Genomic DNA, 13,838 nt, shown 5'->3' with positions numbered 1-13,838 from the left:
GTTTCAATTCCGCATAAAACCCATCAACTTTAATGGTGAAATATGACCTTGATTGCATTGAATAAAAAATGTGTTTTCGGCTTTATATTGATTGCATTGATGAGCTATGGTCGTGCATCCGATGCCAGCGTGAAGAAATTCTCTGGGACGGATTATTCTGGTGTGTACTCGTGTCGCGGTCTTGATGCGAAAGAGCGTGAATACACTGCGAAGATGCAGTTAGAAATTCAGTTTCGCTATAGCCAAGGAAGTTATGCTGCTTATCGTCTGTCTTTGGATATCCCTGGTCAAGGATCTTTCATTGGGCATGCCACTAGTGAGGCTGATAGGATGGCGCTGCACTTTACCAAGACCGAAAAAGATACGACAGAATATGGTACAGGCATTGCAAAGATGAAAAGGAACAAACAAGGCCGATGGACATTCACCAACTACTTTTATTCGCCCGAATTTCAAAATGGAAATATGGGTTTTGAGACTTGTGTACGGGAGAAGTGATTTCGCTTAGTTGTCAGCTTGACCTACCGCCAACCATTCAAAGTTGGACATAAAGTGATCAATGATGCCTGTGATTCTTTCAGTTGGCGTGTAATAAACATGCAGAACAACGGTGCTGTGTTTGCTTACATAGACTCTCAATATCGTCGAGAAATCTGCAACTTTGTTGGTGCCGCGCATCTCCTTCACGAACCACGCATTATCTTCAGGACCAGCTAGTTTATTGATCTGCGTGACTTCATAATTTTTTCCGTACAGATTCTTCCATCGTTCAAACCAGCCGTGAGCAATCTCATCTTCCTTGCCAGTTAAAGTGAGCACAGGTTGAATCGGCGTATCGATATCAATGGTGATGTTATAAATTCCAAGTTCGTTTTTGTTACGGGCATAGGGTGAGTTGACGACAAAATTGGTTTTTTTGTAGGTGATTTTTTGATCAGTAAATTCGCGCTCTGAAAAGAACGTAATGTTCTCTGGGAAAATTGCATGAAATCGCATACCTTGTGCGAGATAGATATTCTTGTTTTCGGCAGCGGTGACTGGTTTGGGTTTGACGATTTGTGCATCCGCGTTAAGTACGGGCGTCAATGCGAGCGCGCACCATCCCAAACCGATGGCGATTTGATTGAGACGATGTCTCCATGTTTGTATAAACTCATTCATGATGTTTTCACTTTGGCGTGTTCTTAAAAATGCCCAGAATGGTGTACTAATTTAACGCGCGAGACAGCGTCGCTTTAGATCAGCTTGGCTGATGTGATGACAGTAGCTATTTTCTTTCTTGATTTTTGCCAAGCAAAAATTTTTCTCATCGCTGTGGTTAATTTGAAAGCAGTAGGACACCTCGCCTTTTGCCTCTGCTAAGCACGCATTTTTGGCATTCGCTTGATTCATTTGATGACAGTATGAACTTTCTTTTTTGGATGCCGCCAAGCAGGCATTTTTTGCATCGTAATCGCTTATCTGATAACAATAACTGTTATCTGCTTTGAGCTTGGCAAGACAAGCGTTTTTGCTATCCGAATTACTGATTTGGTAGCAATAGCTACTGTCTTTTTTTGCATTTGCAAGACAGGCATTTTTGGCATTGCTCTCGTTGATTTGAAAACAGTCACTCTCATCCCTAGCATCTACCTGCGCAGAGCTTGCGAGCAAGCTGATCAACAACAAAAGCATGCAGCAAGCAAGGTAAATAATGTGATTGCGGGTATTTTCTTGGTACATGTAGAGATTTTAGTCGCGTTATATTTGATTAAAAATTGTGCGCTGGTTTTTTAATTTGATAGTGCTTCGACTTTCTTGTCTTGAGATCGACTTCTGCTGGACCAACAACGAAGTCCTCACCATCGTGGATGCCGGAAAAGCGATTAAAAATCAACTTTTTCTCGTTGTAGATGCGTAATGTCACACCATTCGCTTGTCCACCAGCTATAACAACGTAGTAAGTATAGATACCGTTTTTGAAGAAAATAAAATCTTCGCCTGTGTGCGCTGAGGTGGAACGGTTAAAAAAATACAGCGGTGTCGATTCGCTTGCGCGCATCTCTAGTTCAACTCGTTCTGGTAGACCGTAGCGATAGACTACTTTTTGAAAAGGTGCTTTGTCGGAATCGGTGCAAACGGAGACGATCTTTCCATCCCTTTTGTTTTTAGTACCACTCTCGGTGCTGACAGTATTTCCCATCCATGCGCTTACTAAGTTGCTCTCGTCATCGAGGCATAGCGATGGAACGAGGTCGTCTGATTTGGCTATGCCGCTGTTAGAGGCGAATAACATGCCGCAAGCAAACACAATAGGGAGTGCACGGAAAATAACATTCTTACTTAACATGATGACGCTGAATCTGATGTGACAAAAAGTGCTATTTTAAACGTCCCCACATGAACTGGCATCTTATTTTTGGAAAAAATACACTTCCACCGGCGAACATGGTGAACGCCAAGATTCAAGATTCTCATTGGCAGCAAATTAGCCTCACCGAGCGCCAATATTTGAAGACGCCTAAAAACGTCGACATCTACGCACTGTGGAAGTTCGACAAACAAAGTCAATTTCGATTTGCTGTGAATAATATTTTTGGTGGAAAAGCCTATGATTCATTCACTTATGCCAGCGTTGGCAACTCCAGAAGCCAATCCGCTCGAGCAGTACCGACAGCGCGTAACTTCAATATGACGTACGAATATAAGTTTTAAGCTAGCATCCATATCCCCGGCAAAGCGTCGGGGATGTGCTCACGACTTGTCATGCGATCTCAGTATTATGCGTTCGCATGTCAAGATCTGCCCATCGCTCTTTATGAAACGCCAGCAGAAAATAAAGCGTGACTGAGCAATTTCTAGCCCAACTGATTGCCGCTTTGATCAATCTCGGTTGAGAAATTTGTCTGGCGTCTTTATTCGCTGTAACACCTCCCGTGCGAGGTACATCGGAAATAAAATTTCGAACCTGATTTCCCGCAATTCATCACAATAAAGTCGCCTCTTACACGAAATTAAGCAATACTTTTTTTGCCTGATTTATTTCGCATAAGTACGGCTGCACCGATCGCATGCCAGGCAAGAATCAATGCTGGCTGCAATCTTAATCGATGAAACATTTTAAGTTCACTTACCACCACTCTCTTCATGAGGCATTCATGCACATTCAAGGCCATTTCTTCCGCACTACCTTTGCTGTCTTAAGCGTTATTGTTTCAATCACGGCGTGCAGCACTTCTGGTACTTCTGCCAATGCAGTCAACACGCCAAGCCTTGCACCGACCTTGGCACCCTTGCCCGCTATTGTTAGCGCCTATTCCGAAGCGTGGGTAGCGCTCGATGGTGAGAAAGTGCTGGCAACTTTTGCCCAAGATGGCATCTACGTTGATCCGCAAGTACCCAAAGGTTTGACTGGAAAAGCGATTGCCAGTTATGTCAACGCATATAAAGGCATCACGGTAAAAATCGGCGGTTATCGTTTCTTGCCTGATGGTCGTCCCGAAACCACTTGGAAAGTCTACGATCAAAAAGGCACGCTACTCGCTCAAGGCCGAGATCACTTCACGCTGGCGAATGGCAAGATTGTCCGCATGGAAGCCTTTTTTGACCCGATGTAATACTAATAATCCTTGGCCTTCAGCGGTTTTGACAGCCGCAGTGAAAGAAATATGGTTGGGCTAGCATTCCTTTAGCCCAACATTCTTTAACATCAGCGTTGCAAATATCTCTTGTCTCAAAGAGAAATAAAGTCAAAAAAGAAGGCTAGCTTATTGCGCTCTCTTTTTTCCCGCAGGTCTATCAAGTTGACGATATTCGCGGAGAAGCCAAAGGCATCAGACTTTACGGTGTTGTACAGCAGTGGTTTTTGTATGCACGAACACGAAGCGCACATTCAAACGCGATTTCGTGTATCTTTGCTGAAGCAAGGAGAATACTTTTGACCACATCATTACTGCAAAATTCATTTCGTTCTGTGGATAGGCTCGCGCATCCCTTTCGCTGGATGCGCAACCTGCTTGTGCTGGTGCTGTTAACATTATTGGGCAGTTGTAGCACGGTTCGGCTTGGCTACTCCAATGCGGACACCTTGGCTTATTGGTGGCTAGATGCTTACGTGGATTTTCGCTCCCCGCAGAAAACTAAGGTCAAGCGTGATATTGCGCAATTATCGAGCTGGCACCGAAGTACCCAGTTGCCGCAATATGTGCAAGCGTTGACGCAAATGCAAGCGACACTTGCTGCCAATCCGGGCTTCGCTGAAATTGAGGTTACGTTTCGACAAGTTGAACAATTCTCGCAAGTTGTTTTACTTAAGGCTTTGCCGGAGTTGACTGATTTTGTGCTCACCATGGATGAGTCGCAAAAAGCTTATCTGGCGCGTAAATTTGAAAAAAACAATGAAGAGTTTCGCGACAAATACTTGGATCTATCGCCGGAGAAGCAAGCTAAGGCGCGTTTTAAGAAAATCGTAAAGCAAACCGATGATTGGCTTGGTAGCGTCAGCCGTGAGCAAGAGGCGATCATCGCTCGTTACCTTGAAAAGCATCCGCCCAACTATGCGCAATGGCTAGAAGATAGTATGGCGCGTCAACGAAGCGCCTTGCAATTGTTGACGCAAATTCAGATGGAAAAGCCAAGCCGAGAAGTGGCGCAAGGGATGGTGCAGCGTGTGATCATCGCCACTTTTGAACCTTTAGAACAGGCCGAACGACGTGCACAATCGGATGCCTCGCGCGTCGCCATGCAACAATTGATTTTCACTCTTATTCGCACATCCACACAAGAACAGAAAATGCATGCAAGTAATAAATTGCAAGATTGGATTGATGATTGTAGGTACTTTATAGCGCGCAAGTAAGGCACTTGGTCAGGCGTGCTCTTATGCGGTACGCCAAACATCGAGTCGTTATCTCTGCGAAGCCAGGTATCCATTGACTTAGAAGCATAGATACACTGGATTCCCGCCTTCGCGGGAATGACGAAAAATGAAATAGCGCTAAGCGGATTCACATTAGTGATTGATCTGATTCTTTGCCCTCATTAAAATAGATAAGGCTCCTTAAATAACAAAATGTTCAAATTTTAGAATCAAATAAAATGTCCGAAGACTTATCTATCCTAAGCCGCACCGCCAATCCTCCAGACATAACGCTCAGCTACGGCGACCACGCCGATCAAATCGCCGATATCCGTTATGGAAACAAAGGCAGCGAACTACCATTGCTGGTGTTAATCCACGGTGGTTTTTGGAAACCCGAATACGACCGCGCCCATGCCGAAGCAATGTCGTCTGCTTTAGCGCTGGCGGGGTGGACGATTCTGACCTTGGAATACCGCCGTGTTTCTGGTGATCCGGATGTGACTTTGGATGATATCGCCACGGCCTTAGACACTTTGCCGTCACGCGTTGACCGCCATAACGGCCAGCTACTGTTGGTAGGCCATTCGGCGGGTGGTCATTTGGTCTTGTGGGCTGCTGCGCAAAATAGTGCGGCACCAATACAAGGTGTACTCGCGTTAGCACCCGCGGCGGATTTAGAAATGGCGCACACCTTGAATTTGGGCGATGGCGCAGTTCAACGTTTTCTCGGTCATGCCCCAAGCCATCGCCCCGACATCAACCCTATGCTGCTGCCCGCGCCGACCACAGCGATCACGATATTACAAGGAAGCGCAGACGAAATCGTCCCACCCGCTCTCGCCACATCGTATTGCTTGGCATTCCCCGATACACGTTTAGTACAACTAGCCAATGCCGGTCATTTTGCGTTGATTGATCCTGCCAGTCGGGCTTGGGCTAGTGTGCTGTTGGAGTTAGAGAATTTGGGTAAGCTGTGAGAACGCCATTGCGAGTGGAAGTTCATGGCGTTATAAATGACGTAGTGGTAACCAATTTAAGACTAATTCAATCAGAGAATACATGACCGAGCATCTATTCGTTTACGGCACGTTGGCACCAGGGCGGCCAAATGCACATATTCTTGCCGATGTTCCAGGTACTTGGGAACCCGCGGTAGTGAAGGGATTGTTGCGACAAGAAGGTTGGGGAGCCGATGCTGGCTACCCTGGAATTGTTCTCTGTGAAAATGGTGACGAGGTTGAAGGCTTCATCTTTACGTCTGAAGTCTTGTCTGCACATTGGCAAAGGCTTGATAAGTTTGAAGGGGATGGTTACCTTCGTGTGCAAGTGTCGGCGCTACGTCGCGACGGATCAATGGTTCAAGCATTTGTATACTCGCTCGCGAAGACTGCTTGAGGAAGTTAGCGTGGTTGCGATTCGCGCTGCAATAGGGCCCTGGTTCTTGCGCGTTGTTTCTGTTTGAACCCTTACTGATATCTGTTGGTGAATTGCTTAGCCCATTTACACTTTATCTCCAATCAAAAAATGGGCATAAGCCCCTATAAACGCAAATGACAGATCACGAACGATCCGAGTTTCTCGCGACACTTGAGAAACGAATGAAACCCGACAATTTCTGGGTGACAGATTTTCTTGCTCAACGTTTGATGGATGTTGAGCTGACATTCTGTTGCGGAGAGACGGAGAATATGTCTACCGTCAGGCTATGTGCAGAGTACAGTAAAGATTTATTGGGAGCGATCCATCCCGACGTGTGCGATTTAGAGGAAAGCCTAGAATTGACCTCGATATCGTCGTGTGCGAAGGAGGATATCCGTGAATTGTTCGCGTTGGATGCATCAGTCGGAGCCGGGCAGGTAACAACGGAACAAGCTTGTAATGCTGTTTCTGCTTTTTTAAAGCTTGTATTTACGCGTGAGCTTATTCAGGCAAAAATTAGTGATAGCCATGTTTAGCCCATGATCGAAGCTGGGCAGCGCGAGAGGTTAAAGAACCTGTCTACCCTACCCGACTGTATCGAATGAGTAGCAAAACCAGCGAAAAAATATTCAGATATAGTTTCAAGTGTCAGCTTGTATTTCATCTTGCAGCTTCTCAAGTTCATCCAAAATCCGCATAAATTTTTTGCCGAAATCCGTCACCGAATATTCCACGCGTGGCGGCACTTCCGGATAAACATTTTTTTGCAAGATCCCAAATTCGACATTTTTACGCAAGCATTCGTTGAGTACTTTGGTGGTTAAACCTTCCACACTTTTGACCATTTCACCGGGGCGTTGCTTGCCATGTTGTAGTAGCTGGTAAACCGTGAGTGACCATTTGCAACCGTAAATCGCCTCGACCATACGCGCACTGCGTTCTGGTGCCGATTTTCTGGAAAATATTTTCTCGTTTGTATTCATAAAGATGTACCTAAAAGTACCTATGGCACCAAATTGTGCTTACTTTTCAAGACGTTTTCACATCTCCATACTGCAATCCTCGCAGTTTAACTCGTTTGGAGAATACATATGAACAACAGTACTAGAAACCATCAAATCAAAAACGCGCTGATCATCGGCGGATCGAGCGGTATGGGCTTGGCAAGTGCCGAGCAGTTGGTAAAGAAGGGCATCAACGTCACCCTTGTTGGCAAGCAGGCAGGCAAGCTTGCTGACGCGAAACGTAGCCTATTGGAATTGGCGCCGACCGTTACAGTCACAACACTGCAAGCGGATTTGTATCGTCAGGATGATGTTGACAGCCTCATTGCTCACATCGACGACAAAACTACCGCAATTGATTATTTGATCAATGCGGCAGGTACGTTTAAACCTTTGGCTTTTTTATCGCATCAACGATGCGACTACCGGGCTTATATGGATTTGAACGAAGCCAGTTTTTTCATCACCCAAGCCGTCGCGCGTAACATGATCAAACACGGCGGTGGTGCGATGGTCAACATCGGCTCGATGTGGGCGAAACAGGCGATTAAGATTACACCGTCTTCCGCGTATTCTATGGCAAAGGCGGGTTTGCATTCATTGACACAGCATCTGGCGATGGAGTTGGCAGAACACCATATTCGAGTGAATGCAGTGTCACCTGCGGTCGTTCAAACACCGATCTATCAAGGCTTTATCCCTGCCGATCAGATTGATGGTGCGATGGCTGATTTGAATAGCTTTCATCCAATAGGACGTGTCGGTCAGCCACAAGATGTTGCAAGTGCCATTGCCTTCTTACTCAGTGACGAGGCTGCTTGGATCACTGGAGCGGTATGGGACGTGGATGGCGGCGTGATGGCTGGTCGAAATTGATTAACGCCTGACGTATAGTCGCATTATCTAAAAGCCGAACAAACCACAAGTTTGTTGGGCTTTTTTTGCAATCAAAACAATCGAGGCTGATACGCTGCCTAGATGTTCCGCACTAGTCTAAATTGATCGACTTGATTTGTCATGAATTATGCCTCAATCGGTATCTGCAAGCCTTCTTTGATGGTTTCCATGACCACCATGGTTTGGAATTTTTGTATGGCTTCATTGCTATGGAAAAGGCTGTGTGTGAGCGCTTCGTATTCTTCCATGTCCTTGACTGACATGGTCAAAGCGAAATCATAATCACCGGTGACGGCATAACACTGCAGCACTTGCGGCGTCTCGCACATGGTTTGCTTAAATTGGGCATTGATATCACTACGTCCTATTTTGAAACTCACCATGACAAGCAAACTTAATGATCGCCCCAGTGCTTTAGGATTGATCGTGGCGCGTTCTGCAACAATCACTTGTTCATCGCGTAAGCGCTTGATGCGGCGTTGAACAGCGGTCGGCGATAAGGCGACGATTTCTGCTAATTGTTCAGAGGATCGACGACAGTCTTTTTGCAACTCACGGAGGATGAGGAGATCGAAATTATCTAGCTTATTCATGTGTGCAGTATGTCCGCATTTTTTTGAAAAATTCGCAGGAATCGGGCGTTTTGCCGCCATAAACGCCGTGTGCCGCTTTCTCATTGAAGCTATCATTCTACCGCTTACGCAATGTAAAACTAAGGAAAGAACATGAAATTAGTACTCTATTCAGGAACGAAGAATGCGTCGAGTTGGGCAATGAGGGCGTGGCTGGCTTTGAAAGAACAAGGCTTAAGTTTTGAAGAACGTGTTGTCGATATACGTCGTCCGCAACGCTACAAGAATCTAGCCGAGATCGCCAAATTTTCGCCGCCAGGTGCTGTGCCGGTGTTGTTGGTCGATGACCAGGTAATCTTTGATTCATTGGCGATTATGGAATTGGTGAGTGAGCTTGGTGTGACTCCTTTGTTACCTGAAAACGTACTCCAACGGGCGCGAGCTAGATCCATGCTGGCGTGGCAGCATAGTGGCTTGTCAAGTATTTGCCATCGACTCTCATTCGAAAGCGCGTTTTATCCCGATAAACGAGCCTTGAGTCTAAGCGAACAAGAGCAGATCGCTTTTTTATTTGCGATCTGGGAAAAGCAATTGGCAACGAGCGGTGGGCCGTATTTGTTTGGTGCGCTTTCTTTGGTGGACCTGAATTTTGTACCCGCCGTGTTGCGTTTGTTCCGCCATAAGCCGGATTTCGCAGCTTTCCCTTTAGTCGCTCAATGGGGTGAGATGTTGTTGACACGTCCTAGCGTACAGGAATGGCTAGCGGAAGCGGATAGTTTGGAGCATGTTTGGTACGACGACTACTTGCTTTCTGCATAGTCAACTGAGTGGTCAAAGGGGCGGTCACGTTGCGGTTGGGGGGGCCACCTACTCTTCGGAGGTGCAGGATTTCAAACCTTGTATTTCACCGCAGGCGGTAAAAAAATCGAGGTTTTTACTTTGCCTCTATTATCGAGGTCAACTTGCCGTTGATTTTACCCTGTGTGATGGCGGTATTTATTTTAGCAATTTCCTTTCGATACTTGCCCTTGGCGCAAGCAAAATGAACCGCGTCAAAGTATAAAGGTTCTGGAGATATTGTTATTTTTTTCTGTGCCAATTCTCGATCAACAAAGTTTATGAAGACCTCATGAATAAGATAATCCTCCAATTCTTTAGCACGTTTAAATTGTCGTGCCTGCCAAAATAGGGCATCGCTTCTACCTGCGAATAACTTCTTAAAACGTAATTCAACGGAAGCGGTGTCTTCATCTACTTTGAAGACGAGGTTTCTTGCTTTTTCGAACTCGAATCCGTGACTAACACCTCGTTCTATACTGATGGTTTTCCCAGTTAGTGTATTGACTGTCATTATCTTTCCATCACCATAATCTGCTGCGATAGCCCAAACTTTTTGGACCAAAACTGGCAATGAAAAATCATAAAATTCGACTCGTTCTGGTGATTTCGAAAAGCCATAGATAATTCCTTCACCATTTTTTACAAGCAATTGTGCGCGCCGCCAAGGCAATACTCTGATTTGGAATTTTAATCCAGTCTCGGCTTCGACATAGCGCACTATTTTCTCAACATCTGCCGCAACGGGCATTTGCTGACCCTTGCTATCAATGACTTCTCCCAAAAAGAGCGATATGGTTTCGGACGAAAGTGCTCGATTTGACACAAGACATCCGACCATGAAAATGCAGATGAAAGCAAATAATCGGGTTGGGGAAATAAGATGGGAAATCATAGATCAACAGTTAAAATTATTTCTTAATGGCAACATAATAATCTTAACACTAATCATGCGACAAAACCCTTTTTGTATCCACGCAATCACACTGACCATATCAAGTTATCTCGGTAACTCGTACCTCAGAATGTGATCGAACACACATAGCTGACTGATTCTTGCATCCAGCTTTACTCTGTGCTACCACCAACTCGATATCCGGGGCGAGGTTCAACCCGCATGTTGTCATTTGTTTTGAGGCGCTCGCGAAAGCTTTCTATCTCGGCATGTAAGGCGGGAATTAGTTGATCTGCAGCCTTGTTGTAGCCTTCCGTGCGTGCGGCACGTGAGCGTTCGCTGAAGTTAGACAAATTGGCGCCGCCTTTCACTTGACTCGTGCCAGGCGCACGCATGAGTAACTTACGGCTGGCGACATCAAACACCGATATGTCGAGCATAGTTTGGGTATCGTATTCGTTGCCATGCACGACGTAGGCACCAATTACTGTCCAATACAAAAAGGAAAGCGAATTACTATCAGTGAATTGAATTTGGTCGTAGGACACCATCGCCATCACATCAACATTAAACATGCGTGCGACTTGTTCCATGTTCACAAAGCCACCAGCTGGCTGTAAATATTGCGAGGGAATGATCTCAAGTGAACCGATGAAAGCTTGTCCAGCGAAAGCTGCTTTGATACGCTCCATCAGCTTTATTTTTTCCGTTTCAGGAAGTGTACGTGCTTTGGGGTCATTCGGGGCAAAGGCGATGCCAACGCGTACTGGCGGCCTCAGATAAGTCATGCCTGGTGCAAGTTGCGGTACTTGTGTCGCTTTGGGATAAAGGTAATCGACGATGCTGGCAGATTGTTTGGATTCGCGTGGGCCGGCCATACTTGCACATCCACTTAGGGAAGATACGGTAAACAGCACAACGGCCAATCCGCTTAGAAATTTGAAGGTTTTCATGATGTCTTTGGTGTAGTGAGATAGAGGGTGCAGCCTATCTTTAACCCAAATGTTTTGCGCTGCCTTTGTTCAAAGTCTCAGGTTTTGATACTTCGCGTAGCATCAGAATTCATTTTGCATGGCGTGCATCGCTAGTATTTCTACGTCCCAGGGCTTTCAACCTGCAGTTCTCCCCGCTTGTTTGAGTCCACAATGAAGTGACAAATGTCATGTGAAGTCATGACAAATGCTACTACGCGACTTGTTTAGCTTCCTTCATGATGACTCCATTGCTGCACGACTTGTGATGCAGCCATTTTGAAAGGGAGTTCATCATGTCTTCATCTTCTGTTTCTTCAAATGCAGCGATTTCATTGGATCAACAACTGGCCGAATTTCGTCAACGCCGTTTTTTAACGACACCTTTGGCTGGCATCTTGGTGTGGTCTGTACTTATCTTGACAGGCATGTTACTAAGTCCAAAGGCGCAAGTGCTGGCGGTGTTCATAGGCACTGGCAGTATCGTTTATGTAGCGATGTTCCTGTCTAAATTGACGGGTGAGAAATTGAAATTTGAATCGAATAAGAAACGCAACTTCTTTGATACGCTGTTTTTGTCCACGGTGGCGATGAGTTTTTTATGCTACGCGTTGGCCATCCCTTTTTTCCTTGAAAATTATCGTAGCCTGCCTTTTACTGTGGCGGTCTTAACGGGTTTGATGTGGTTGCCCTTGAGTCTGTTGATTAAGCATTGGGTTGGTATTTTTCACGCGGTGGTTCGTACCGTTTTATGCACCTTGGCTTGGATCATGTATCCCGAACATAGCTTTGTATTGCAGCCAGTGATAGTAGTCACTATGTATGTGGTGAGTATTGCTGCCTTGGAGTTGCGCTGGAAACGTATGCAGGCTGAGAAGGGTTTGCCAGTCGGGTATTTAGAGAAGATGGCTTATTAATCGGAAAAGATACTCTTAGCAGGTGATCGGCGAACGGATCGAAATTGATGTAGCAGCTTCTCTATCACCCTCATTCCCAACCCTTCTCCCGTTTGTGGGAGAAGGGAGCGTCAACCTCGAATTTTTGAGCTCCCTAGACTTCAGTAGTTGCCTACAGCCTGTCGTTATGGAGGTCGCAGAGGGATCGCTTCTTAGTCAGCTTTTTTGCGTAAGGTATTAATCTGTATATGCGGCCAACGCGTGGTTTGCCCATTCGAACCCACCATAAATTCAAAGAAGATGATTTGTTCGTACTGCAGTTGCAGAATTTCTTGACCGTCTTCGATCACCGTTTCCAACCACATGTTTAAACTCATCTCCGTGACTTCGGCAAATTTTTTCACAAATGGCGTATTTAAAATACCGCCTTGAGGTCCGCCATCGTGTTTGCTGGTCAACTGGATCAAAGTGTATTTGCTGATATTTTGATTTTTGATCGCATCGCGTAAACGCAAGTCCGGGCGTACTGAATACGGATAATGCGGGTCGGCAACGATGCGTTGGAAGTAGGTCAAGTTGCTGTCTGGTTGCATGGCTGGCAATGATTTATCAAACGCCCAGGCGGGTGCTGGCTCATCCAGATTGAGTGGCACCGCAGTCGAACCATCGGGCGGTGTCAGCAAAGCAGATGCACCCATGCTGGGCGAGATCGCCAGCGGTGATGAGGCGAGATTGGGCGCATTAGCAACTTGCAGCGCAGGCCAAGAAGTAACGAAGGGTTGGCTCCAGCTATCGGTTCCGGTTGGAAATGGTGGTTTGCCGACGACGTCTTGTGCAAAGCTGCCGGTCAGCATAATGGAACTACCGTGTGGAATAGTGCCACTGCGTGCAATCGCGTAAGGTGGCACGTCGTTCGGTCCATTTGCACCCGCGCCAATGGCGATCAGTGGATAGCCATTATCTTCAATGACGGATTCCTCGGTTGCCGCATGGTTATACATTTGGTCAACCCACAAGTACATCCCGACTTCTTCGTGTATGCCTACACCATCACTGACTCGCTGTACGCTTTGTCTATATTCAACAGCACCCGCAAATTGCTCATTGGTGCCGCCACGGTTGCGTACCCCGCCTGCGACTGGGGAGAAGGTCAGCTCTTCGGTATAGTCTTCGCACAAAAAATGAAAGATGCCGAAAATGGTTTCGGTATTGGTGCCTGGCGACGGCATGCATGTGGTATGCAATCCCCAGCCTGTCTTATTGTTGTTGGGGTTGACGTTCACCCAGGTGCCGAACAGTTGTTCCAAGATACCGTAATCTGCAGGTTCATTTAAAACTGCATCGGAATATTCTGGATACGGCGGGGTCGGGTTTTGCGGAATTGCCATGATGCAGGTCTCCTGTAAAAGCGTTGCGTTAGATTGTCGAGAAATATGCCTGGTCTCACCAATGGGATCCCACATCAGGTTTTGTCTCTGAAATAAAGCAAGGATAAATCTGTGGTGAA

18 protein-coding genes are annotated in these 13,838 nt (G+C 46.1%); 10 read left to right on the top strand and 8 right to left on the bottom strand.

The genetic code is table 11. The annotated features are described in order from the left end of the window. Window positions 1–42 precede the first annotated feature (42 nt). A complete protein-coding gene (locus tag ACO0KZ_RS04260) occupies window positions 43–498 on the top strand; it encodes a hypothetical protein (RefSeq protein ID WP_422993085.1) in 456 nt (151 codons plus the stop codon). 6 nt (window positions 499–504) lie between these two features. On the opposite strand, the gene ACO0KZ_RS04255 is transcribed toward ACO0KZ_RS04260, so the two are convergent. From ACO0KZ_RS04255 to ACO0KZ_RS04245, 3 genes are read right to left on the bottom strand one after another with little or no spacing between them, the layout of a single operon-like run. Further along, window positions 505–1,161, bottom strand: a complete 657-nt coding sequence (locus ACO0KZ_RS04255; RefSeq protein ID WP_422993083.1) for a hypothetical protein — start codon at window positions 1,159–1,161, stop codon at window positions 505–507. A 51-nt stretch (window positions 1,162–1,212) separates the two neighbouring features. Beyond that, a complete protein-coding gene (locus ACO0KZ_RS04250; protein WP_422993081.1) occupies window positions 1,213–1,722 on the bottom strand; it encodes a hypothetical protein in 510 nt (169 codons plus the stop codon). 28 nt (window positions 1,723–1,750) lie between these two features. Beyond that, window positions 1,751–2,329 (bottom strand): hypothetical protein, encoded by a 579-nt coding sequence (locus ACO0KZ_RS04245; RefSeq protein ID WP_422993079.1) that lies wholly within the window; start codon window positions 2,327–2,329, stop codon window positions 1,751–1,753. Between the two features lie 50 nt (window positions 2,330–2,379). Here ACO0KZ_RS04245 and ACO0KZ_RS04240 point away from each other — a divergent pair, with 50 nt between their 5' ends. The 6 genes from ACO0KZ_RS04240 to ACO0KZ_RS04215 all read left to right on the top strand — a co-directional run bounded on the left by ACO0KZ_RS04240 (window position 2,380) and on the right by ACO0KZ_RS04215 (window position 6,795). Further along, the gene (locus tag ACO0KZ_RS04240; protein WP_422993077.1) at window positions 2,380–2,694 is read left to right on the top strand and encodes a hypothetical protein; all 315 of its coding nucleotides are present in this window, start codon (window positions 2,380–2,382) and stop codon (window positions 2,692–2,694) included. A 443-nt stretch (window positions 2,695–3,137) separates the two neighbouring features. Beyond that, window positions 3,138–3,596, top strand: a complete 459-nt coding sequence (locus ACO0KZ_RS04235; RefSeq protein WP_422993075.1) for a nuclear transport factor 2 family protein — start codon at window positions 3,138–3,140, stop codon at window positions 3,594–3,596. A gap of 320 nt (window positions 3,597–3,916) precedes the next feature. Next, window positions 3,917–4,837 (top strand): DUF6279 family lipoprotein, encoded by a 921-nt coding sequence (locus tag ACO0KZ_RS04230; protein WP_422993073.1) that lies wholly within the window; start codon window positions 3,917–3,919, stop codon window positions 4,835–4,837. A gap of 239 nt (window positions 4,838–5,076) precedes the next feature. Further along, window positions 5,077–5,817 carry an alpha/beta hydrolase family protein gene (locus ACO0KZ_RS04225; protein WP_422993071.1) on the top strand — a complete coding sequence of 247 codons (741 nt, stop codon included), beginning with the start codon at window positions 5,077–5,079 and terminating at the stop codon, window positions 5,815–5,817. 82 nt (window positions 5,818–5,899) lie between these two features. Further along, window positions 5,900–6,235 (top strand): gamma-glutamylcyclotransferase family protein, encoded by a 336-nt coding sequence (locus ACO0KZ_RS04220; protein ID WP_422993069.1) that lies wholly within the window; start codon window positions 5,900–5,902, stop codon window positions 6,233–6,235. A 203-nt stretch (window positions 6,236–6,438) separates the two neighbouring features. Next, a complete protein-coding gene (locus ACO0KZ_RS04215) occupies window positions 6,439–6,795 on the top strand; it encodes a hypothetical protein (protein WP_422993067.1) in 357 nt (118 codons plus the stop codon). A gap of 105 nt (window positions 6,796–6,900) precedes the next feature. Here the strand turns inward: ACO0KZ_RS04215 and ACO0KZ_RS04210 are convergent, their stop codons facing one another. After that, on the bottom strand, window positions 6,901–7,242 hold the full coding sequence (locus ACO0KZ_RS04210) for a winged helix-turn-helix transcriptional regulator (RefSeq protein WP_422993066.1): 342 nt from the start codon (window positions 7,240–7,242) through the stop codon (window positions 6,901–6,903). Window positions 7,243–7,350: 108 nt separating this feature from the next. Between ACO0KZ_RS04210 and ACO0KZ_RS04205 the strand changes: the two genes are divergently transcribed. Next, window positions 7,351–8,139, top strand: coding sequence for an SDR family NAD(P)-dependent oxidoreductase (locus tag ACO0KZ_RS04205; RefSeq protein ID WP_422993064.1), 789 nt, complete (start codon window positions 7,351–7,353; stop codon window positions 8,137–8,139). A gap of 146 nt (window positions 8,140–8,285) precedes the next feature. Here ACO0KZ_RS04205 and ACO0KZ_RS04200 read toward each other — a convergent pair whose 3' ends face one another. Beyond that, on the bottom strand, window positions 8,286–8,837 hold the full coding sequence (locus ACO0KZ_RS04200; protein WP_422993062.1) for an Lrp/AsnC family transcriptional regulator: 552 nt from the start codon (window positions 8,835–8,837) through the stop codon (window positions 8,286–8,288). A gap of 48 nt (window positions 8,838–8,885) precedes the next feature. Between ACO0KZ_RS04200 and ACO0KZ_RS04195 the strand changes: the two genes are divergently transcribed. Then, window positions 8,886–9,551 (top strand): glutathione S-transferase family protein, encoded by a 666-nt coding sequence (locus ACO0KZ_RS04195; protein ID WP_422993060.1) that lies wholly within the window; start codon window positions 8,886–8,888, stop codon window positions 9,549–9,551. A 115-nt stretch (window positions 9,552–9,666) separates the two neighbouring features. Here ACO0KZ_RS04195 and ACO0KZ_RS04190 read toward each other — a convergent pair whose 3' ends face one another. Both ACO0KZ_RS04190 and rhlP read right to left on the bottom strand, forming a co-directional pair. Next, the gene (locus ACO0KZ_RS04190) at window positions 9,667–10,395 is read right to left on the bottom strand and encodes a substrate-binding periplasmic protein (protein ID WP_422993058.1); all 729 of its coding nucleotides are present in this window, start codon (window positions 10,393–10,395) and stop codon (window positions 9,667–9,669) included. A gap of 242 nt (window positions 10,396–10,637) precedes the next feature. After that, a complete protein-coding gene (gene rhlP, locus ACO0KZ_RS04185; protein ID WP_422993056.1) occupies window positions 10,638–11,417 on the bottom strand; it encodes a rhombotarget lipoprotein in 780 nt (259 codons plus the stop codon). Between the two features lie 314 nt (window positions 11,418–11,731). Between rhlP and ACO0KZ_RS04180 the strand changes: the two genes are divergently transcribed. After that, the gene (locus ACO0KZ_RS04180) at window positions 11,732–12,352 is read left to right on the top strand and encodes a DUF7010 family protein (protein ID WP_422993054.1); all 621 of its coding nucleotides are present in this window, start codon (window positions 11,732–11,734) and stop codon (window positions 12,350–12,352) included. A gap of 191 nt (window positions 12,353–12,543) precedes the next feature. Here ACO0KZ_RS04180 and ACO0KZ_RS04175 read toward each other — a convergent pair whose 3' ends face one another. Then, window positions 12,544–13,719: a peroxidase, FMP-type gene (locus ACO0KZ_RS04175; RefSeq protein WP_422993052.1), complete on the bottom strand. Its 1,176-nt coding sequence runs from the start codon at window positions 13,717–13,719 to the stop codon at window positions 12,544–12,546. Window positions 13,720–13,838: the final 119 nt, after the last annotated feature.

Origin of the sequence: Undibacterium sp. Di24W, from assembly GCF_049340325.1 — a bacterium.
Taxonomy (GTDB): Bacteria; Pseudomonadota; Gammaproteobacteria; order Burkholderiales; family Burkholderiaceae_D; genus Undibacterium.
The sequence above is the reverse complement of the archived record's forward strand: the minus strand, read 5'-3'. Positions and strand labels throughout refer to the sequence as shown.